At 31.8% G+C, this 22,511-nt stretch carries 22 protein-coding genes; 17 read left to right on the top strand and 5 right to left on the bottom strand.

The window, feature by feature from the left end; genetic code table 11:
* Position 1 precedes the first annotated feature (1 nt).
* Both AC0L4B_RS04610 and hemH read right to left on the bottom strand, forming a co-directional pair.
* Complete coding sequence (locus tag AC0L4B_RS04610) at positions 2–1,360, bottom strand: MATE family efflux transporter (protein WP_473438754.1); 1,359 nt, start codon at positions 1,358–1,360, stop codon at positions 2–4.
* The gene (gene hemH / locus AC0L4B_RS04605; protein ID WP_473438753.1) at positions 1,360–2,391 is read right to left on the bottom strand and encodes a ferrochelatase; all 1,032 of its coding nucleotides are present in this window, start codon (positions 2,389–2,391) and stop codon (positions 1,360–1,362) included. The genes AC0L4B_RS04610 and hemH overlap by 1 nt, the downstream gene beginning before the upstream one ends.
* A gap of 154 nt (positions 2,392–2,545) precedes the next feature.
* On the opposite strand from hemH, the gene AC0L4B_RS04600 reads away from it, so the two are divergent.
* A complete protein-coding gene (locus AC0L4B_RS04600; protein ID WP_473438752.1) occupies positions 2,546–4,633 on the top strand; it encodes a TraB/GumN family protein in 2,088 nt (695 codons plus the stop codon).
* Positions 4,569–6,023: a hypothetical protein gene (locus AC0L4B_RS04595; protein WP_473438751.1), complete on the top strand. Its 1,455-nt coding sequence runs from the start codon at positions 4,569–4,571 to the stop codon at positions 6,021–6,023. The genes AC0L4B_RS04600 and AC0L4B_RS04595 overlap by 65 nt, the downstream gene beginning before the upstream one ends.
* Before the next feature lie 34 nt (positions 6,024–6,057).
* Here the strand turns inward: AC0L4B_RS04595 and AC0L4B_RS04590 are convergent, their stop codons facing one another.
* A complete protein-coding gene (locus AC0L4B_RS04590) occupies positions 6,058–6,951 on the bottom strand; it encodes a helix-turn-helix transcriptional regulator (RefSeq protein ID WP_473438750.1) in 894 nt (297 codons plus the stop codon).
* A gap of 195 nt (positions 6,952–7,146) precedes the next feature.
* On the opposite strand from AC0L4B_RS04590, the gene hemA reads away from it, so the two are divergent.
* From hemA to hemB, 9 genes are all read left to right on the top strand, one after another.
* Positions 7,147–8,409, top strand: a complete 1,263-nt coding sequence (hemA, locus tag AC0L4B_RS04585) for a glutamyl-tRNA reductase (RefSeq protein WP_473438749.1) — start codon at positions 7,147–7,149, stop codon at positions 8,407–8,409.
* Positions 8,402–9,976, top strand: a complete 1,575-nt coding sequence (hemC, locus tag AC0L4B_RS04580) for a hydroxymethylbilane synthase (protein WP_473438748.1) — start codon at positions 8,402–8,404, stop codon at positions 9,974–9,976. The genes hemA and hemC overlap by 8 nt, the downstream gene beginning before the upstream one ends.
* Before the next feature lie 87 nt (positions 9,977–10,063).
* Positions 10,064–11,089: a uroporphyrinogen decarboxylase gene (gene hemE / locus AC0L4B_RS04575; protein WP_473438747.1), complete on the top strand. Its 1,026-nt coding sequence runs from the start codon at positions 10,064–10,066 to the stop codon at positions 11,087–11,089.
* A gap of 30 nt (positions 11,090–11,119) precedes the next feature.
* Positions 11,120–11,872, top strand: a complete 753-nt coding sequence (locus tag AC0L4B_RS04570) for an EI24 domain-containing protein (RefSeq protein ID WP_473438746.1) — start codon at positions 11,120–11,122, stop codon at positions 11,870–11,872.
* Positions 11,872–12,405: a GNAT family N-acetyltransferase gene (locus tag AC0L4B_RS04565; RefSeq protein ID WP_473438745.1), complete on the top strand. Its 534-nt coding sequence runs from the start codon at positions 11,872–11,874 to the stop codon at positions 12,403–12,405. Before AC0L4B_RS04570 ends, AC0L4B_RS04565 begins: the two co-directional genes overlap by 1 nt.
* 6 nt (positions 12,406–12,411) lie before the next feature.
* Positions 12,412–12,759, top strand: coding sequence for a 5-carboxymethyl-2-hydroxymuconate Delta-isomerase (locus AC0L4B_RS04560; RefSeq protein WP_473438744.1), 348 nt, complete (start codon positions 12,412–12,414; stop codon positions 12,757–12,759).
* A 2-nt stretch (positions 12,760–12,761) separates the two neighbouring features.
* On the top strand, positions 12,762–13,664 hold the full coding sequence (gene hemF / locus AC0L4B_RS04555; protein WP_473438743.1) for an oxygen-dependent coproporphyrinogen oxidase: 903 nt from the start codon (positions 12,762–12,764) through the stop codon (positions 13,662–13,664).
* Between the two features lie 49 nt (positions 13,665–13,713).
* Complete coding sequence (locus AC0L4B_RS04550; protein ID WP_473438742.1) at positions 13,714–14,055, top strand: YchJ family protein; 342 nt, start codon at positions 13,714–13,716, stop codon at positions 14,053–14,055.
* A gap of 41 nt (positions 14,056–14,096) precedes the next feature.
* The gene (hemB, locus tag AC0L4B_RS04545; protein WP_473438741.1) at positions 14,097–15,086 is read left to right on the top strand and encodes a porphobilinogen synthase; all 990 of its coding nucleotides are present in this window, start codon (positions 14,097–14,099) and stop codon (positions 15,084–15,086) included.
* Between the two features lie 40 nt (positions 15,087–15,126).
* Here hemB and AC0L4B_RS04540 read toward each other — a convergent pair whose 3' ends face one another.
* Positions 15,127–16,398 carry a hypothetical protein gene (locus AC0L4B_RS04540; protein WP_473438740.1) on the bottom strand — a complete coding sequence of 424 codons (1,272 nt, stop codon included), beginning with the start codon at positions 16,396–16,398 and terminating at the stop codon, positions 15,127–15,129.
* Positions 16,399–16,415: 17 nt separating this feature from the next.
* Positions 16,416–16,838, bottom strand: coding sequence for a hypothetical protein (locus AC0L4B_RS04535; protein ID WP_473438739.1), 423 nt, complete (start codon positions 16,836–16,838; stop codon positions 16,416–16,418).
* A 107-nt stretch (positions 16,839–16,945) separates the two neighbouring features.
* On the opposite strand from AC0L4B_RS04535, the gene AC0L4B_RS04530 reads away from it, so the two are divergent.
* The 6 genes from AC0L4B_RS04530 to AC0L4B_RS04505 all read left to right on the top strand — a co-directional run bounded on the left by AC0L4B_RS04530 (position 16,946) and on the right by AC0L4B_RS04505 (position 22,506).
* Positions 16,946–18,019 carry a CNNM domain-containing protein gene (locus AC0L4B_RS04530; RefSeq protein ID WP_473438738.1) on the top strand — a complete coding sequence of 358 codons (1,074 nt, stop codon included), beginning with the start codon at positions 16,946–16,948 and terminating at the stop codon, positions 18,017–18,019.
* A gap of 2 nt (positions 18,020–18,021) precedes the next feature.
* Complete coding sequence (locus AC0L4B_RS04525; RefSeq protein ID WP_473438737.1) at positions 18,022–18,495, top strand: methylated-DNA--[protein]-cysteine S-methyltransferase; 474 nt, start codon at positions 18,022–18,024, stop codon at positions 18,493–18,495.
* Positions 18,495–19,013, top strand: a complete 519-nt coding sequence (locus AC0L4B_RS04520) for a DUF4442 domain-containing protein (protein WP_473438736.1) — start codon at positions 18,495–18,497, stop codon at positions 19,011–19,013. Before AC0L4B_RS04525 ends, AC0L4B_RS04520 begins: the two co-directional genes overlap by 1 nt.
* 52 nt (positions 19,014–19,065) lie before the next feature.
* Positions 19,066–20,223 carry a serine hydrolase domain-containing protein gene (locus tag AC0L4B_RS04515; RefSeq protein WP_473438735.1) on the top strand — a complete coding sequence of 386 codons (1,158 nt, stop codon included), beginning with the start codon at positions 19,066–19,068 and terminating at the stop codon, positions 20,221–20,223.
* Positions 20,224–20,296: 73 nt separating this feature from the next.
* The gene (locus AC0L4B_RS04510) at positions 20,297–21,376 is read left to right on the top strand and encodes a hypothetical protein (RefSeq protein ID WP_473438734.1); all 1,080 of its coding nucleotides are present in this window, start codon (positions 20,297–20,299) and stop codon (positions 21,374–21,376) included.
* Positions 21,376–22,506, top strand: coding sequence for a S41 family peptidase (locus AC0L4B_RS04505; RefSeq protein WP_473438733.1), 1,131 nt, complete (start codon positions 21,376–21,378; stop codon positions 22,504–22,506). The genes AC0L4B_RS04510 and AC0L4B_RS04505 overlap by 1 nt, the downstream gene beginning before the upstream one ends.
* The last annotated feature ends 5 nt before the right edge of the window (positions 22,507–22,511 follow it).

Raw genomic sequence — 22,511 nt, 5'->3', positions numbered from 1 at the left:
ATTACGCGTCTTCTAATCTCTTATTTAAATTTAACTTTAGTTCACGTCTTAAAAAGTAGGCTGTAATAATTGTCGATAAAACATCCGAAATTGGAAATGACATCCAAACTCCAAACTCGCCATAATAGATTGGTAAAATAAAAAGTAATGGTATAAAGAAAATAGCTTGTCTAGTTAACGTTAATAATAACGCTGGCAAAGCCTTACCTACTGCTTGAAAATAAGCTGCTCCAATTAACTGTACTGCGAGTATTGGAATTGCAGCAAAAGCCCAACGCATGTTATTTGGCGTAACATTTATGACTTCTATATTTTTAGTAAATAATCGGGTTATTACTTCTGGAAAAATCATCAAACTTACAAAAACTAAAATGGCTAATACTGTAGCATATTTTATAGCTGTGTAAATAACCTCTTTTACACGATTATACTGCTTTGACCCATAATTATAACCAGCAATTGGTATAAATCCTTGGGTAATACCAAAAACAGGAAATAGAGCAAACATACTCATGCGTCCTACAATAGCGTATGCGGTTACTGAGGTTTCACCTCCAAAATCAAACAACACATTATTAACCAGTAAAAAGGTTACACTAACTACTGCTTGCCTTGCTAGGGTTACAAAACCAAGTGATCCTATCTCTGCAACTATATTTTTTTGAAGCTTAAAATGAGATAAATTAATTTTTAATTCGGAATGTTTAGACAGAAAATACCATAAAATAAATAAGAAAGCTGCAATATAAGATCCAGTTGTAGCCCAAGCTGCTCCTGCCATTCCTAAGTCCATAACACCAATAAAAATGTAGTCTAAAAGCAAATTACCAATAGACGGAATTAACATAGCATACATGGCAAATTTTGGTTTTCCTTCTGCCCTAATCACATTATTACCCATCATGACAAAACCTAAAATAGGCACACCATAAAGTATGATTTCATAGTAGATTTTTGCAGGATCAAAAATGACTCCTTTACCACCAAAAGCTGGAATTAATTGATTTACAAAAAACAATCCAAATGCAGCAAAAGTAACAGTAAAGATTAACGTTAAGGCTACTTGATTACCAAATGTTTTTAATGCTTTAGGCTTATTATTTGCACCTAAAGCACGAGAAATAATGGAAGATCCTCCAACTCCAATACTCATACCTAAAGCAGCAATAAAAAACGATACAGGTAGTACAACATTTATAGCTGCAATTGCGGTTGAACCAATCCATTGACCAACAAAAATAGTATCCACCAATATGTTTAGTGACATCACTAAAATACCAATAGATGCAGGAACTGCTTGTTTAATCAAGAGTTTACTTATGGGTTGACTACCTAGATCAGAAGATGCACTTTTTTGCATTAAGCTTCTACTGGAGTTACTGACCAATCATTAATCCAATCTGCTAATAAATTTACCCAATTTTTATCTGTATTAAGGCAAGGCACTGTTGTAAAATCCTTACCACCAACTTCATGAAAAATTTCTTCTCCTTCCATTGCTATTTCCTCTAAAGTCTCTAAACAATCACTAACAAAAGCAGGTGTTACGATTGCCATATTTTTGATTCCTTTTTTACCCAATCTTTCAATAGTACGATCTGTATAAGGCTGTAACCATGGGTCAAACCCTAATCTTGACTGAAATGAAGTTGAAAAACTATTTTCTTCTAATCCTAAATACTCTCCTACTAATCTAGTCACCTCTTTACATTGGTGTCTATAGCAAAATTCATGAGCTTTACTTGCGGTTGCACAACAGCTACCATCTATTTTACAGTGACCATTTGTTATATCACTTTTTCTAATATGTCGCTCTGGCACACCATGATAAGAAAACAATAAATGCTCATAGTTTTTACCTTCTAAATGCCCTTTAATAGATTCAGCCAAAACCTTGATATATTCTGGTTTATTATAAAATGCTGGTAAACTGTCAATTTTTAAATCAGGAAAATTAGCTTGTCTAACTTCTTCTGCTAAAACTAGAATTGTTTCGGTAGTAGCCATAGCAAATTGAGGGTATAAAGGAATTAAAAAAACCTCTTCCACACCTTTATCTACCAATTCTTGTAATCCTTTTTTAATAGTCATACTACCATAACGCATAGCCAATGCAACAGGTAAATCTGTCTGTTGCTGGACTTGGTCTTGTAATTGTTCTGACAAAACAATTAATGGTGACCCATTGTCCCACCATATTTTTTTATAAGCTTTAGCGCTCTGTTTTGGTCTTGTGTTTAGAATAATACCTTTCACTAATAAGGTTCTAGCCCAAAGCGGAACGTCAATAACGCGTTCGTCCATTAAAAACTCACCTAAATATTTCTTAACATCTTTTGGTTCTGGACTCTCTGGAGAACCTAAATTAACTAGCAATACACCTTTTTTCATATTTATTCTTTTTCAAAAACAAAAATACAATTCTAATTTTTATTATGACCAAAAATTGATAATCTGGTTATACTAATCCTCTATTATTATATAGCCAAACTCTTTTATATAAAGTTAAGTTTAATATATTTACAAGAAGATACACTTACAATATATGAAAAAACTCATTTTAGCACTTTGCTGTGTGCTGTCTTTTAATTCGTTTTCGCAACATCAAAAACCAGAACAAAGTTTACTTTGGGAAATATCTGGAAACAACCTAGAAAAATCATCTTACATATATGGGACAATGCATGTAAGTGCTAAAGTTGCTTTTAGGTTAGATGATGTGTTTTTTGATGCTTTAGATAAAAGTGAAAGTATTGCTTTAGAGTCTGACCCATCTACATGGTTAGCTTTTAACTACAAAACGACTTCTTTAACACCACAAAACTACTCGCAGTCTTATGACAAAAATTTTTACTCCACACTATTTGGATTAGAACACCCAGAAGAAGTAGCAATTAGAGGAAGTATACGATCTGACAACCGAATGATAAATGGGTATTTATACAGAAAAGATGGTTATGCAGATAATTTTGAAGAAGAAACTTACTTAGATATGTTTATTTACCAAGCTGGTAAAAAAGAAAAAAACATTTACAGTTTAGAGGACATTGAAGAGTCTAGGTTTTTAGTCGCTAAAGCACAACGTAATGCACGAAAAAACAAAATAGATCCTTGGCTAACCAAATTATACGAAAAAGAAAATCCATATTTAGTTCAAGAAAACACGTATAGAGACCGCAATTTAACACTACTAGATTCTATAGGAGCTGCATCTAACACTGAGTTTTTTAGAGAAAACATGTTATACATACGTAACGAAAACATGGTACATGTATTAGATAGCTTAATGCAATCACAGTCTGTATTTGCTGGTGTAGGCGCAGCACATTTACCTGGCAAAAAAGGAATGCTTAAAATGCTTGAAAACAAAGGTTATACCGTTAAACCTTTAACCTCTAAACAAACAAGGGTTGCACAAGCTAAAAAAGAAACCATTGAAGATTACATTGCTAGCCCCACTTTAAAAACCGCAAGTACACCTGACGGTTTTATTAGCTTAAAAGCATTTACCAACTTATACGAATTTTATTATAGTGGTCAAAAATACTACATCTCTCCAGATATGACCAATGGTGCTTATTTAACTATTAGCAGATTTAACACCTACCAACATTTACCTAATGAAAAGGAAACTACTTTAGACCGTTTAGATAACTTTTTGTTTGAAGACATACCTGGAGATATTATAAAAAAAGATGTTATTTACAGTCCTTATCCAGGAATTAGCATTCTAAACAAAACTAAAAAAGGAGATTATCAAAAATACCATATTTACGAAACTCCATTAGAACTTATTGTTATAAAATTTGCCGGACAAAAGGATTATGTTTTACAAAACGAAGCGCCTATTTTCAACTCAATTTTATTTAAAAAACCAAGCACTGATTATAAAAAATTCACTTCTGCCTACAATAAATATGAAGTTAATTTTCCTGAATACCTTACCACTGATAACATAAAAAATATTGGTCAAAAGCTAATTCAAGGACAAGTTGGTAACGATTATTATTTCTTAAAAGAAGTCGCTTTTAATGATGTATTTTATATTGAAGAAGATAAGTTTGAAGCTAAATTTATAGTCACTAACTTTTTTAAAGATTTTGACTTAGAAACCTCTGAAGGCAAATACAATAACGACAAGTATTATAGTTATGAAGGAATTGCAAAAAAAGACTCGACATCAAACACAAACATTCATTTAAAAAGTATTGTTAAAGACGGAAGCTACTTTTTATTAGGCTATGTTGGCCAAGACCAAACTAAAGCCAAAGAATACTTTAATAGTTTTAAATTTAAAGAAGTTATACATGAGGGGTTTGAAAAAATTGTAGATACATCCCTACATTTTTCGGTATTAACCAATACCAAACCATCACCTAGAAACGATTATTATAGCTATCGCAAACCTAAAGATTACGAAGAAAAAACAAAACGCACCACATACTACTCTAAAGCCAACGAACAAATTTTTGTTACACGTCTTAAATTTCATGATTTACAGATGTACAGAAATGAAGATAGTTTATGGAACGAAATTGATGACCAAGTCAAAACCATGAAACATATTGATGGGTTTAAAAGCTACATCATTTCTAACAAAAAAATACAAAAAAGACGATCAGTATATTTATGAGTTTCACCTAAAAGATTCTTTAAGCGCTAAAGCAATTATCACAAAAAACATCTTAAAAAAAGGAACCCTGTTTACTATTAAAAGCCTAACAGATACTATTTCTAAACCTTCAAGTTTTATTACTAATTTTTATGATAGTTTTCAGCCATTAGATACACTATTGGGTGAGTCCGTTTTTAGTGATAAAACCAATCGGTTTTTTACTGCTTTACGTAATAACGACAGCATAGTATTTAGGGCTAAAAATAAAATTAAGTTTAAAAAATCTAACGCAAGTAAGATGATAGACTTAATTCAAAATTTTGAATTCCCTGAAAACAAAGAAGACTTTAAAACCTTTTTAATTTCAGAATTAACAGAATTGGAGGACCCTAGAACAGATGCTTTTTTAAATACATTATATGAAGAGTCTTATTCAAAACCAGATATCCAAAATACTGTTTTAAGATCTTTATTGGACACAAAAACTAAAAAATCTTATGACACCTTCTTAAAGTTAATGGACAAGGATTTACCTTTAAGTGGGTCTATAAGCTCAATGTTTTACAATTACAAAGACTCTTTACAACTTAAAAAAACTTTATTCCCAGATTTAATGGAATATACCACCATTGAAGAATATAAAGAGCCTATTTACGAACTATTGTCAAGGTTAAAAGACAGTAGCCTTATCAGAACCAAAGATTATAAAAAGTTTAAAAAGCAGATTATAAAGGATGGTAAAATCGAAGTAAAACGTAGCTTAGGGTCTAAAGCTAGCTACAGATACAGATCATACAGTAGTTCTCTTTACGCCTATGTCAAATTAATATTTCCGTTTAGAAATGAAGCTGACGCGAAAAACTTTTTTAACAAATTACTAGACAGTGATAATGTAACAGCATTAAGCACTTACTACATTTTACTTGAAGAAGCTGGAGAGCCTATACCTGATAAATTAAAAGACAAAACATTAAATGACTTTAAAAACCAAGCCATTTTAGTCGATAGGATGTATCGCAAAAAACTTTACAAACCCTACATTACAAAAGCAATAACCCAAGAGATGTATGCTAAATCATCATTATTTAGCAATACAACCATCGAGAAAGAACGAGATTCCATTCACTTTTTAGGCAAAAAGGAATTTAAAACAGACGATGACAAAACTGGAGACATGTATTTCTACATGTTAATACAAAAAGAAGGTAAAGACGAAACTAAACGATTTTATTTTGCTGGTTTTTTAACACCAGAACATAAAGACAGACTACAAACAGAAGTGTACTATGACTCTGGTTATAATGGCGAGTACATAGACGAAAACAAAGAAGAAGAGCAACTTATAGAAGATGTTTTAGAACTAGTCATACATAAAAACCGAATGCGACTAAATGAAAACAGTTACTAAATAAAAAATGCGCTTAATTTTTAAGCGCATTTTTTTATATTGATTGGACATATTTCTTAGGTGTAATACCATATTTTTTCTTAAAAGCAGCAATAAAGTGGCTAGACGTACTGTAACCAACTTTTAAACCGACTTCATTAACATTGTTATTACCAGTTTCTAAAAGTTTTCTAGCAACTTCCATTTTGTAATCTAACAAAAAACTAAAAACCGAGTCTCCATAAATCTGCTTAAAACCTTCTTTTAGTTTTTTAAGTGGTAAATTAATTTCTTCTGACAACTCCTGTAATGTTGGTGGTTCAGACATTCTAGCTATAATAATATCTTTTGCTTTTTTAATTTTAGCAACGTTAGTTTCATCAACTAAAAAAGGACATTGATCAATATCAGCATCTTCACCTCTATTAAAATATAAGCTCAATAATTCATAAGCTTTACCTTTAAAATACAGTGTTTTTATAGACGAGTTTAAATTGTAATTCACAATCTGGTTTAATGCTATTGCCATAGATGGCGAAATTTTTCCGTCTTTGTAATATTTTTTATCCTTGTTATCACTACTTAAAAAGGTTATATAATCTGCTTCTTGACTAAATAAACCATGAAATTTTTTAATCGAAATCAACACAGATACCAACCAACAATCTGGTTTCACTTTTAAATGTATTGGTAAATCTCTCTGAGGATTATATAACAGTAAAGATGTTTCTTCTGCGATATTTAAAACATAGCTTCCGTTATTAAAAATAAAGTCACTATCCCCTTTTAAACAAAAATGAAACTGAATAAAGCTACTATCGATAAAGCGTTCAACAACCTGATTTTTAGCAGTTTCATTTTGATAAGTTAAGACGTAAACATCTTGATCAACCTGTGTTTCGTTAAAGGAACTTTTAACGACATTTTTTTCGTTAGAAATTTCAGCCATAATAATTTCTTATTTAGATTGGTTCTAAACAATAAAGCTTCAAACCGTTGTATTCACTACAAAAATATGACAAATATCATAGTTTGTGGTTTTTTACCAATAAAAAACCACAAACGTTATTAAAAGTTCTTTTAGCGTTACTTTTTAAAAAAGATACATCATAAATTTGCTCACAATAAAGTCCCAGTCAGGTAAATGGAGCACTATCACATGTCAACAGGCACATATTTTTACGCCTTAGGTTTAAGTTACAAAAAAGCAGATGCAGAAATAAGAGGTCATTTTAGTTTAGATGAAACCTCTAAACTTGCGCTTTTATCTCAAGCACAATCCAGCGGAATCCAGAGTCTTATCGTTACATCTACATGTAATCGTACAGAAATTTATGGTTTTGCAGAACATCCTTATCAATTAATCCAGTTATTGTGTGACAACACAAAAGGAACGGTTGACGAGTTTCAAAAATATGCTTACATCTACAAAGGTAACGAGGCAATTTCTCATTTATTTAGAGTTGGTTCTGGTTTAGACAGTCAGATATTAGGTGATTTTGAAATTATTGGTCAACTTAAAAAAAGCACATCAATCTCTAAAGAGCATGGATTACTTAATCCTTTTATAGAGCGTTTAGTAAACTCGGTTATACAAGCTAGTAAACGTATTAAGACTGAAACTGAAATCTCATCAGGTGCAACTAGTGTTTCATTTGCATCAGTTCAATACATTTTAAATACAATAGAAAACGTAACGGATAAAAACATTTTATTATTCGGAACTGGTAAAATAGGTAGAAATACTTGTGAAAACCTAGTAAAACATACTAAAAACGAACAAATAACACTAATTAACAGAACCAAAGGTAAAGCTGAAGCTGTTGCTGGAAAGTTTAATTTAGTCGTTAAAGATTACGCTAATCTGCAAGAAGAAATTAATGAAGCAGATATATTAATTGTTGCCACAGGAGCACAAAACCCAACAGTTGACAAGCAATTAATTCAATCTAAAAAAGACCTATTAATTTTAGATTTATCAATACCTAAAAACGTAGACGAAAACGTAACAGACCTACCTAACGTCAAGCGTATACATTTAGACGATTTATCGCAAATTACAGACGAAACTTTAGAGCGCAGAAAACAACATATTCCGTTAGCAGAAAGCATTATTGAAGATATTAAAGCCGAATTTATTGGATGGTTAGAAACCAGAAAATTTGCTCCAACAATTAAAGCTTTAAAACACAAACTTCAAAGTTTTAAAAATGCCGAATTAGATACGCAACGTAAAAAAATGGCTAACTTTAATGAAGAGCAAGCCGAACTTATAAGTAATAAAATTATTCAAAAAATAACCAATCATTTCGCACATCATTTAAAAGATGATGCTTTCTCAACTGACGAAAGTTTGGAATTAATTAAAAAAGTGTTTCAATTAGAAAACACCTCAAAGCATGTCTAAAATAATTAGAATAGGAACTCGTGATAGCGAGTTAGCACTATACCAAGCAAAAGCAGTACAAAGTCAACTAGAACATTTAGGTCACCAAACACAATTAGTTCCAGTAAAATCTACAGGAGATTTAGTTTTAGACAAACCGTTGTACGAACTAGGGATCACAGGAATTTTCACTCGTACTTTAGATATTGCCATGTTAAATGGAGATATTGATATTGCAGTACATAGTCTAAAAGATGTACCTACATTATTACCAAAAGGAATCGTTCAAGCTGCTGTTTTAAAACGTGGTAACGTTAGAGACACCTTGTTATTTAAACATAACGAAGAGTTTTTAGGTGCTAGAGAAGCAACAATAGCAACCGGAAGTTTACGTCGTCGTGCACAATGGTTAAACCGTTATCCAACACATACTGTTGTAGATATTAGAGGTAATGTAAACACAAGGTTACAAAAACTAGAAGATAGTGACTGGAATGGAGCCATATTTGCTGCTGCTGGTATTGGTCGTCTTGACCTTAGACCAGAAGATGCAGTAAATTTAGAATGGATGATTCCTGCTCCTGCTCAAGGAGCAATTATGATTGCTGCTCTTGAAGAAGATGAGGAAACACTTGCTGTTTTAAGAGAAATAAACCACGAAGAAACAGAAATTTGCACGACCATTGAACGTGAATTTTTAAATAAACTTGAAGGTGGCTGTACAGCTCCAATTGGAGGACTTGCATTTATTAAAGATGAAGAAGTCACTTTTGAAGGCATCCTTTTAAGTAAAGACGGAACCAAAAAAATACATGTTAAACGTGTCAAAGCTTTAGGAGAACACCATGATATTGCACAATGGTGTGCAGACTACATTTTAGAACGTGGTGGAAACCGCTTAATGGACGAGTTAAAAGAGTCTCATATTCCAACAAACATATACTCAACTAAATCATTAACAGATGATCAACGTTTTTTACTAAACGATAAGGTAAAGGTCGAGAGTTCTGACTTTGTAAAAATCAGCTTAAACCGTATACATCCAAGGTTTCTTAAAAATGAAATCCAGAATGTTGTCATCACAAGTCAAAATGCTGTAGAAGCTTTATTGACTAACTATTCAGCAGTAGAGCTTCAATTTAAAAACATTTACTGCGTTGGAAGACGTACTAAAAAAATGATTGAAAACCGAATAGGCAAGGTCGCTCACACAGCTAAAAACGCTAAAAAACTAGCTGAGTATCTAGTAGATCATATTGAAGGTACTGAGGTAACCTACTTCTGTAGTGATTTAAGATTAGATGATTTACCAACGATACTAACAGACAACAATATCGTGGTTAATGAAGTTGAAGCCTATCAAACAAAATTAGATAGCGTTAAATTACCAGAATCTATTGAAGGCGTTATGTTTTACAGTCCATCAACTGTACAAAGCTATAAAAAAGAAAACGAGACAAAAGGTATCGCATTTTGTATTGGCGAAACTACTGCAAAAGAGGCTAAAAAGCACTTTAAGGATGTACGCGTAGCTAAAGTTCCAACAGTAGAAAGTGTTATAGAATTAGTTAACCAACATTATGTGTAAACATCATATTAACTAATTTAGTTAAGCAGTACGACCAATATAAATTTAAGTTGAATTAAAAAACATTCCGTTTTCACGGAAACAAAGATGATAAAAAACGATTTATTTTTAAGAGCATTAAAAGGAGAAACCGTAGAACGTCCACCAGTTTGGATGATGCGTCAAGCAGGACGTTACCTTCCAGAATTCATGGAAATAAAAGCTAAATACGACTTTTTTACACGTTGCCAAACTCCTGAATTAGCTAGTGAGATTACTGTACAACCAATACGTCGTTATGGTATGGATGCTGCAATATTATTTAGTGACATCTTAGTTATACCTCAAGCCATGAATATTGAGGTACAAATGAAGCCTAATTTTGGACCATATTTACCAAATCCAATACGTACACAAAAAGATGTAGATAATGTTATCGTACCTGATGTAAAAGAAGCATTAGACTATGTTTACCAAGCTATAAAAGCAACCAAAGAAAAACTAAACAACGAGATTCCGTTAATAGGTTTTGCAGGTTCACCTTGGACCATTTTATGTTATTGTGTACAAGGTCAAGGGTCTAAAAACTTTGACAAAGCAAAAGAATTTTGTTTTACAAATCCTGTAGCTGCACATCAATTATTACAAAAAATTACAGATACAACTATTGCATATTTAAAAGAAAAAGTGAAAGCAGGTTGTAATGCTGTTCAAGTATTTGATTCTTGGGGAGGCATGTTATCTCCTGTAGATTATCAAGAATTTTCATGGCAATATATTCAACAAATCATTGATGCATTAAAAGACGATGCTCCTGTTATTGCTTTCGGGAAAGGATGTTGGTTTGCTTTAGACCAAATGGCTAAATCTGGTGCAGCAGCATTGGGTGTAGACTGGACGTGTTCAGCTAGAAACGCACGTTATTTAACAGGAGGAAACATCACACTTCAAGGTAATTTTGATCCAACAAGATTATTTTCTCCACCAGCAGAAATTAAAAAAATGGTAACTCAAATGATTAACGATTTTGGTAAAGACAAATACATCGTTAATTTAGGTCATGGTATATTACCAAACATACCTTTAGATAACGCAAAAGCATTTATTGATGCTGTAAAAGAATATAAAGCGTAACAAAACGTAACACATGACGTCTTATTAGTTATGATACAAAACATAATAAAAGGAATAAATGGATACTCAGGTGCACTTGCACTAATTTCAAGACTTAAACTTTGGAAGTATTTTTTTATTCCTATTATTATTAGCATTATAACTGCTGCTATTATTGGTGTTACAGCTTACGGACTATCTGATAATATTGGACAATTTATTGCAAAAATCTGGTTTTGGGACTGGGGAAAACAAACCTTTACAACCATATCTACAATTATTGGAGGCATCATTATAGTTGCAATTGGCTTAATATTATACAAGCACATAATAATGGCTTTATCAGCTCCATTTATGAGTCCCGTTTCAGAAAAAATAGAAACTCATATAACAGGAATTGTTAAACATAATCACCGAAAAACTTCTTTTCAAGAACAACTTTGGCGAGGCATAAGAATAAATATTAGAAATCTTGGACGTGAGCTTTTAATAACCATCCCTATTTTATTACTTAAATTTATACCTGTAGTTAACCTATTTTCTACAGCTTTATTAATTATGGTACAATCCTATTATGCTGGTTTTGGTAATATGGATTATACATTAGAGCGCCATTTTAATTACAAAGACAGCGTTAAATTTATCAGACAAAATCGCGGATTAGCAATAGGTAACGGACTTGTTTTTATTCTATGCCTATTCATACCATTTATAGGTGTAATACTTGTTTTGCCACTTAGTGTAACTGCTGGCACATTAACAACCGTCAAAAAACTAAAAACAAGTAATCAAACTTTATTATAATGATTGCACAATTTGACACATTTGAAATCAATCCAATCCACAGTGGAGACGCTTGGAAACTATGTGATTTTATAATTGCCAATCAGGACAGATTACAACGTTATTTCCCTAAAACTATAGCGCAAAACCTAACGCCAACGTTATCAGAAATATTCGTTAATAAAAAAACTAAACAATTTAAAAATAAAGAGGAATTTTTATTCACTTTAAAACATATTCAAACCAGAGAATTTATAGGCATAATCTATATTAAAGACTTAGATTGGTCTACAAACCAAGGTGAGTTTGCTTATTGTATAGACTACACTTTTAAAGGTAAAGGCATAACCTCTAAAGCTATTAAAATTCTAGCAGAATATGCTTTTAGAGAATTACATTTAGACACACTTAAAATTATAGTTCACAACACTAATAAAAGCAGTATAAAAGTTGCTGAAACGAATGGTTTTAAAAGGATTAAAACTTTAGAAAACGAATTTACTCCTATTGGTGAAAACCCATTAAATATGGAATTATATAAATTATTTAAATAGCAACTAATGCCACACTTTGTAATTGACTGTTCCAAAAACATACTAGATTTAAACAGTCCGGAAGACACTCTTTTAACTGTACATAATGCTGCTGTAAAGACAAAATTATTTGACGAAGCAGATATTAAAGTCCGTCTAAATCCATTTGAGGACAATTACATAGTTGGCGGAACAAAAACAGATTTCATTCATGTTTTTGCTAATATCATGGAAGGCAGAACGACTGAGCAAAAAGCTGAATTATCAAAAAACATAGTCACAGAATTAAAAAAATTGTTTCCTAACATTCCTTTTATAGCAATTAATATAAGAGATTTTGAAAAAGCAACATATTGTAACAAATCAATGGTATAACAATGAAAGATAAATTTTTCGAATACATACATCAATTACAAGACAGCATAACTGCTGGATTAGAAAAAATAGATGGTAAAGCAACCTTTCAAGAAGACATTTGGAAACGACCTGAAGGTGGTGGTGGACGCACAAGAGTTATAGAAAACGGTAATGTTTTTGAAAAAGGTGGTGTTAATATTTCTGGTGTACACGGTAAGTTACCAGACAGTATGCAAAAATATTTTGGTGTTGAAGATGCCGATTTTTTTGCTTGTGGTTTAAGCTTAGTATTACATCCAAAAAATCCAATGGTACCAACTGTACATGCCAATTGGCGTTATTTTGAGATGTACGATAAAGACGGAAATATTGTAGACCAATGGTTTGGAGGAGGACAAGATCTTACACCTTACTATTTGTTTGATGAGGATGCAAAACACTTCCATCAAACTTGCAAAACCGCTTGCGATAAACACAATCCTGAATTTTACACAAAATACAAAGCACGTTGTGACGAGTACTTTTATAATACACATCGTAATGAAGGACGTGGTTTAGGAGGATTATTTTTTGATTACTGTAAAGCAACAGAAGATATGAGTATGCAAAACTGGTATGATTTTGTAACTGAAGTTGGTGATAGTTTTCTTGAGGCCTATCTTCCTATAGTTGAAAAAAGAAAAGATTTAGATTACACCAAAGCGCAACGCGATTGGCAAGAAATACGTCGTGGACGTTATGTTGAGTTCAACTTAGTCCATGATAAAGGAACCCTTTTCGGTTTAAAAACCAATGGTAGAATAGAGAGTATTTTAATGAGCTTACCACCTCATGTACAATGGATTTATGACCATCATCCAGAACCAGGAAGTGAAGAAGAACGTTTAATAAACGTTTTAAAAAACCCAATAGATTGGGTATAATATGAATTGTTACTGCGGAAATAACAAAACTTATAAACAATGCTGCGAAGTGTTTCATTTAAATAATGGAAAAACCGAAACTGCAGAACAGTTAATGCGCTCAAGATATAGTGCTTTTGTTTTGGCAAAAGGGGATTATTTAATGCAAACACATCATGCCACAACTAGACCAATTTCAGAAAAAAAAGCGATTGTAAAATGGGCAAAATCTGTAGAGTGGATAAAACTAGAGGTATTGGAAACTACCAAAGGTTTAAGTAAAAATGAAGAAGGCACAGTAACATTTAATGCTTATTTTTATGACAAAGGTAACATGGATGTCATTCATGAAAAATCTGCATTTATAAAAGAAAACAATAAATGGTATTACCTAGGTTATGCCAATAATTAAATAAAAACTGCAGTATAAATCTGCAACTGAAGACTTATAACATGTATCCAATTAGAAGAAATAGAAGATTAAGAACAAACGAAGCTATTAGAAGCTTAGTAAGAGAAACTATAATATCTCCAAACGATTTTTTAGTACCACTTTTTATTGTGGAAGGACATGGGATTAAAGAAGAAATTGCTTCAATGCCTAATTATTATCGTTATAGCTTGGATTTATTACAAGCCGAAGTTAAAGAGCTTTGGAAACTTGGACTAAAATCGGTATTACTATTTGTAAAAGTTCCTGATAATTTAAAAGATAACAAAGGTACAGAAGCTTCTAATCCTGATGGCTTGATGCAGCGTGCCATAAAAACAGTTAAAAACGCATGTCCAGATATGTTAGTAATGACAGATGTTGCTTTAGATCCATATTCTATTTACGGTCACGATGGAATTATTGAAAACGGAAAAGTAATAAACGATGATACTGTAGATGTATTAACTGATATGAGTTTGTCACATGCCGAAGCTGGAGCAGATATTGTAGCCCCAAGTGATATGATGGATGGTCGTATTTTGGCAATTCGTGAAGCTTTAGAGGATAATGATTTTACAGACACTGGTATTATGAGCTATTCTGCTAAATACGCCTCTGCTTTTTATGGACCGTTTAGAGATGCGTTGGACTCTGCTCCTGTGGATGCTCAAGAAATTCCAAAAGACAAAAAAACATACCAAATGGATTACGCTAATCGTTTTGAAGCCATACGTGAAACAGAAATGGACATAGACGAAGGAGCAGATATTGTTATGGTAAAACCTGGCTTATGTTATTTGGATATTGTTAGAGAAATTAAAAATGAAGTTGATGTACCTGTAGCTGTGTATCAAGTTTCAGGTGAATATGCAATGCTTAAGGCTGCTGCCGAAAAAGGTTGGCTAGACCATGATGCTGTTATGATGGAACAAATTACTGCTATAAAACGTGCTGGTGCAGATATTATAGCTAGTTACTTTGCAAAAGATGTTGTAAAATTATTATCATAGCTTTAAAAAGGTTTAACAACCATGTGTTGTTAAACCTTTTTTAATTAAATATAGAATCTATTCCTCCATCTAAACTCCAACTTATACCAAAAATCGTTACTAAATTATCTGTAACAGGAAAATCTTTACCAAAACCTCCAATTAAGTTTAAACTAGGGTTTAATTGGTAGCTAATATTACCTACGGATCTATACAAATCATTATTTAAAGAGCGTTTTAGATACTCGTAAGAAAATTTAAACTTTTTCAGTTCTAACTCTAATTTTCCACCATAGTCCCAAAAATGCTCTTTAGTATAAAGACCTGATTCATTAATATTAAATTCGTCATCAACATATTTACCAATACCATAAAAATGCAAGTAGGTTTCAGTGTTAAACTGCACAGCAAAATCTGCTGTTAACCAAGCACCAAACCTGTTAGCTGTAGCTGTACTAATTTCGTTTTCTTTAAATAACAAACTATAAGCAACTGCTCCATCTAATCTAAAAATAGGTTTTATGGTTTTAGGGTTATTTACAAAGCTTTTTATATTACTACAACGGTCTTTAAAATAATTAGCAACTAATACTTCTTTTGTAATAGTTAACTTGTCTAAAGCTGATAAAACTGCATGTGCACGAGTTGCCAAAGGGTCTGGATCGTCAGGATCTTGCTGATCTAAAACTCTAAACAAAAAATCGTCTGCTAAAGTTTCGTATTTAGACTTTAATTCTAAATCAGTAGCTAATGCAATACAACTACCACTACCAGGAAAATTAACACCTTCACCAGATAAAAATTCTTCAAACAACTTATGTATTGGATCTGTAACACCATTATCTATTTGTTGTATTACAGATTTAATATTCTCAATTCGATTAGCGTTATAAAACTGTAGGATAGTCGTTCTGTAACCAATAGCAATGGTTTTTTTATCAGTTTCAAAACCTTCAAATTGCTTTTCTAAATACCCAATTGACAAAGATGAGTTAGTTTTTAAGCCAATAAAAGGGTCTATATAGCTCTTATTATTTTGGTTAATTTTTAATCCTCTGTAATCCTGATATGTTCGTTCAATTTCAAAATCTATAAACCAATATGGATTGACCTCCAATGCAATATTAGTATTAGAAAAACCACTAGACAGGTATAAACCTAGTGCTTTTATATTATCAGGTGTATTGATTTGTGTTGGTGTTTCGTCTAATAAAGTAAAGGCAGGATTAGTTGTACTTTCAAAATTAAAATCGTTGATAGAAGTAGTTTCTTGAGCCAATCCAAAGACACAGAATAACAAAGAAATGAATTGTAAAAATTTAATAATTTTCATAGCGATTAATTTAAACATTAAGTCAATTCAATATGTGTTTTTTTAGAAATACTAAAGGTCTCATCGTCTGATTTACCTAGATCAAACTCGTTTTCATTATCTTGATAGTTTGAAGTAAAACCAACTTCATTTAATTCATCTTTTAGCAAGTAACTACAAATAGACGTTTTTACAATAGCCTCTTTTAAGTCAATAGTATCCACAATAAAATTAGTTCTTATTTTTAAAATTGGACGCTTACTAAATCTAGATTTTTTAATACTAGCAGAAAACACATTGGCTTCATCTTGAAAGGCATCAATTTTTCGCCAACGTCGTGGATGGTCTTCATGGTAAATGGTTATAAATATTTTACTAGAACCATCCATAAGCGCATCACTGGACACAATCACGCTAATGTCTAGGGTTTGATTATCTAATTTGGTTTTAAATTCATCCATAATTAATTATTTTTTAAATCAAACTTTATATTAGACTAATTAGGTTACGTTTATACTTACCAAGTTAAAAAAATATGGTTATTTTTACAAAAACTTATACTTAATTAATGGCTTTACTAATATTTTACGGAGTAATATCGATCTTTTTTTCATTTTTATGTTCAATACTTGAAGCAGTGCTTTTAAGTGTAACACCAACTTTTATTAATGTTAAAAAACAAGAAGGCAAAGCGTTTGCAACTAATTTAGAAGAGTTAAAAAAAGATGTAGACAGACCATTAATTGCTATTTTAACTCTTAACACCATTGCACATACAGTTGGTGCTATTTTAGTTGGTAAAGAAGCCGAAGGGCTTTACGGAAGCGAAGGCGGTTACGGAGTGTTTATTGTGTCTGCAGTAATGACTATTTTAATATTAGTAGCTTCAGAAATTATACCTAAAACCATTGGTGCAACCTATTGGAAAGGCTTAGCTGGTTTTACAACAACTGCTTTAAATATTTTAATTTTCCCTTTAAAATGGACTGGTTTATTATGGCTAATGCAACTAACTACAAAGCTAATTGGTGGTAAAGGTCACGGAAGTGTTTTAAGTCGTGAAGGCTTTTTGGTTATGGCAGACATGGCACACGAAGAAGGTGTTTTTGAAGGTAACGAAAGTAAGATTATTAAAAACCTTTTAACTTTTAAAGAAGTTTTTGCAAAAAACGTAATGACACCTCGTACTGTCATGAAATCTGAAAACGAAACGACTACTGTTGAAGACTTTTTTAACAGAAATATGAACCTAAGATTTTCTAGAATACCTGTATATTCTGAAACTGAAGACAACATTAAAGGCTTAGTTTTAAAAGACGAAATTTTTAAAGAAATGGCTTTAGGTAATGGTAGTAAACAATTATCAGAGCTAAAAAGAGATATTATTATTGTTAATCGTGATTTAGCAATACCTACTTTATTTGAACAATTGGTAGAAACCAGAAACCACATGGCTTTAGTGGTTGATGAGTATGGAAGTGTTAGTGGTATTGTTACCATGGAAGACGTGATTGAAACACTTTTAGGAATGGAAATCATGGATGAAAGCGATAATGTTAGCGACTTACAAAGTCTGGCTAGAAAAAGTTGGGAAGCTAGAGCAAAAAAACTTGGTATTATAGAAGAAAAAAATCCAGAATAACAATGGAAGAATGCATTATCAATTCGCCTTTAGGTTATACTAAAATAACAGGTGATTTAAATGGTATTGCATCAGTAGTTGTATTAAATACAGAAGAAAAAACAACCACGATTATACCAGAAGTTTTAGAAGATTGTGTGCTTCAATTAAACCAATATTTTGAAGGTTTACGTCAACAATTCAGCGTAAAGCTAAACCCAAAAGGCACAGATTTTCAAAATAAAGTTTGGAACGCTTTGCAAACTATACCTCATGGTAAAACAACGTCCTATCTTCAACTTTCAAAACAATTAGGAGATCCAAAAGCTATCAGAGCAGTTGCTAATGCCAATGGTAAAAATCCGTTATGGATTATCATACCTTGTCACAGAGTTATAGGTAGTGATGGTAGTTTAACAGGTTACGCTGGAGGATTACATCGTAAACAATGGCTACTTAATCACGAAAGTCCAAACAAACAACAATCCTTATTTTAATGTACAAAATTGTAACCGAATTTTTAACACGATTTGTAAAACCATCAACCATCTACAAATATGGTTTTAATTGGTCACCAATGTACAAACGTACTACTGCAAAATTAACAGAAGTTAGCGACGATTTACATTACGTAAAAATCCGATTAAAACTAAATTGGAAAAACCGAAATTATGCTGGATCAATTTTTGGTGGCAGTATGTTATCTGCAACAGATCCAATTTACATGATACAGTTAATACAAATACTAGGTAAAAACTATGTGGTTTGGGACAAAGCAGTAACTGCAAAATATAAACGTCCAGGAAAAAGTACTATTTATGGTGAGTTTATTTTTACAGAAGAAGAAATTGAAGCCTTAAAAACTAAGCTAAAAACAGAACAGCAAGTTGATATAATTAAAACAATGAATTTGGTTAATGACAAAAAGGAAGTAATAGCCGAATTTACGAAGACTTTATACATAGCAAAAAAAGACTACTACAAACAAAAACTAGCTGCAAGAAAAGCAAAATAACTAGCATTAATTTATTATTTCATTATATTTAAGTTCTAAACTAATTAAATCAATGAAATTTTTAAAAAAGCTATTAAAGGTACTTGTTGTACTTTTTGCATTATTAATTGCAACACTTTACATAACAGACACAGACTATTTAATAAAAGCAGTACGCACAATATACATGCGAGGTCACACGACTGCTTTTTTAGATGATTACCAAAAGTTTGACAATCAAGTTATAGAAAATGGCACACCTCAACCTTGGCCAAATCACAAGAATTATAATTCGGTTAAAGAAACCTCAACACTAGACAAAGCAAACAAAGATTGGGGAACTATAGCTTATGTTATAATTAAAAACGATAGTATTTGGTTTGAAAACTACTATGATGGTTACAATAAAGACTCAAAAACCAACTCGTTTTCTATGGCTAAAAGTTATGTTTCTGGATTAATGGGTAAAGCATTAATGGAAGGTCACATTAAAAGTTTAGACCAACCCGTTTGTGACTTTTTACCTGCCTTTTGTGATGGTGATGCAGCAAAAATGACTGTTGGTGATTTAAGTAGTATGGCCTCAGGTACTAATTGGGACGAAGCTTACTACTCACCTTTATCTATTACCACACGTGCCTATTTTGATGACGATTTACAAAAGGTAATGAATGGCTTAAAAGTCGTAGACCAACCTGGTCAAGCTTTTAAATACTCTAGTGGAGACACACAAATGTTAGCTATGGTTATTGAAAAAGCTACGGGTAAAAAAATGTATAACTATTTAGAAGAAAGCTTTTGGAAGCCTTTAGGAAGCGAAAACTCAACCTTATGGCAATTAGATAGTGAAGAAGATGATCTAGTAAAAGCGTACTGCTGTATCGCTAGTAACGCTAAAGATTTTGCGCGTTTGGGTAAATTATATAAAGATCATGGAAAATGGAATGGAAAACAAATACTTGATTCTGCATTTGTTGCAAAATCACTAAAACCACGTTTTGCTGCTAGTCCAGAATATGGTTATGGTTGGTGGAGAAAAAACCAAAACGGAAAAGACTTTGTCATGATGCGTGGACACCTTGGACAATACGTAATTGTACAGCCAGAAGACAATGTGATTATTGTACGTTTAGGGCATCAAAAATCTCCTGATGCAGGTGTTGGAATTTTTACAAATGATATTTCATTATATATTGATGAAGCTTATAAAATGCTAAACATGAAACCCTAATGTTTTGTTATTTAACATAGTGTTAGTTAATACGCTTTTAATTTATTCATTTTTTTGAATAAAGTAATCAACCATGAAAAAACTAATTTTTACATTTTATGTTCTGCTATTGTCTAACAGTATTTATGCACAAGACTCACTAAATTTTGACTTTGAAATCCTGAAAGAGAAAGAAGCTGTTGGATGGTCTTCCCTTGGAAACAAAGAATATAATATTGTTTACGATACAACAATTTCTCAAAACGGAACAACATCTGCGTCAATAGAGGGTAATGGTAATACTGATGAGTTTCGAGCTTTAACATATACTATTCCTACAGATTTTGGAGCAAAAAAAATAAAACTAACTGGTTATTTAAAAACTGAAAATATAGTTAATGGTTGGGCTGGTTTATGGATGCGCATTGATCCAGATATAAGTATTGATGATATGGAATCAAGAAAGGTCCAAGGTACCACAGATTGGAAAAAATACGAAGTAGAATTAGAAACTAATAACAATGCAACCTCTATTTCCTTTGGTGGTTTAATAGTTGGAACAGGAAAAATATGGGTAGATAATTTTAATATAACAGTTGATGGTAAACCACTGGATCAAGCTCCTGAGAAAGAATTGGACAAAGAATTTGATAAAGGTTCTAAAATCACAATAGATTTATCCCAAAAAAACCAAATAGAAAACTTAACGCTTCTGGGACGCATTTGGGGTTTCTTAAAATACTACCATCCAGAAGTTGGAAAAGGAAATTTTAATTGGGATTACGAATTATTTAGAATATTACCAGATTATCAAAAAGCTAAATCTAATACAGATCGAGATAAAATCCTAAGTAATTGGATAGATAATTTAGGAACTGTAAAAATCTGTAAAAAATGTAAACCATTAAACGAAAATGCTGTTTTAAAACCTAGTTTAAATTGGATTACAGATGGTAATTTATCTAAAGATTTAAGTGACAAACTGCATTTTATTACCCAAAACAGACACCAAGGAACCCATTATTATATTGATATGGTTCACGGTGTTGGAAATCCAGAGTTTAAAAATGAAAATTCGTATGCTGATATGCCATATCCAGATGATGGTTTTAGATTATTATCAGTTTATAAATACTGGAATATGATAAATTACTTTTTCCTTATAAACATTTAATGGATAAAGACTGGAATGAAAGTTTAAAAGAGAATATTCCACCATTTATTGATGCTAAAAACGAATTAGAATATGAATTAGCAGCTTTAAAGATGATTGCAGACATTAAAGACACACATGCTAATCTTTGGGGAGGAAAAGATAAAATTAACGAAATACTTGGTGATAACTATCCATCATTTCATGTTTCATTTATTGAAAACAAATTAGTGATAGACAACTTCTATAATGAAGACAGCCCTAAAAACGGTTTGAAAATAGGAGATATTATTACGCGTATTAACGGAAAAAAAGTTGAAGACATCGTTAGAGATAATCACGATTTTTATCCAGCTTCAAACCAACCAACACGCTTAAGAGATTTTAGTTTTAATTTATTACGCACAACAGGTGACAGCATAGATATTGAAATAGAAAACAACAGAAAAAAATTAATTAAAACTATACCTGTCTATAACAAAAAAGACATAACTGGTTTTTACAAATGGTATACTAAAGATAAAAATATTAGTAGTTTTAAGCTACTTAAAAACAATATAGGATACGTTTCTCTCAAAAACATTAAAGATGAAGACGTGGACAAAATAAAAAAGGAACTTATAGAAACTAAAGGCATTATTGTAGACATAAGAAACTACCCATCAGCCTTTATGCCTTTTACACTTGGTAGTTTTTTCACTTCATCTAAAACACCTTTTGTTAAATTTACGACAGGTAATATAGATTATCCAGGAGAATTCACGTTTGGTGACAATTTACACATTCCTTCAAAGGGAAAAACATATCAAGGTAAAGTAATAGTATTAGTAAACGAAATATCTCAGAGCGCAGCTGAATATACAGCTATGGCATTTAGAGCAGGAGATAATGTATCTATAATAGGTAGTACTACAGCTGGAGCAGATGGTAATGTATCTACAATTAATCTTCCAGGAGGATTAAGAACCATGATTTCTGGAATTGGAGTATATTATCCTGATGGCACTCCAACCCAACGAGTTGGAATTGTACCAGATATTGAGGTAAAACCAACGATTAAAGGACTAATAGAAGGACGTGATGAATTGATTGAAAAAGCAATAGAAATCATTGATGACGCTAAAATTACACCAATAAACGCTAAAGATTGACCAGT

The organism is Olleya sp. NP1-10, assembly GCF_055804415.1.
Note: the sequence above shows the minus strand (reverse complement) of the source record. Positions and strands in the feature narration are given on the sequence as shown.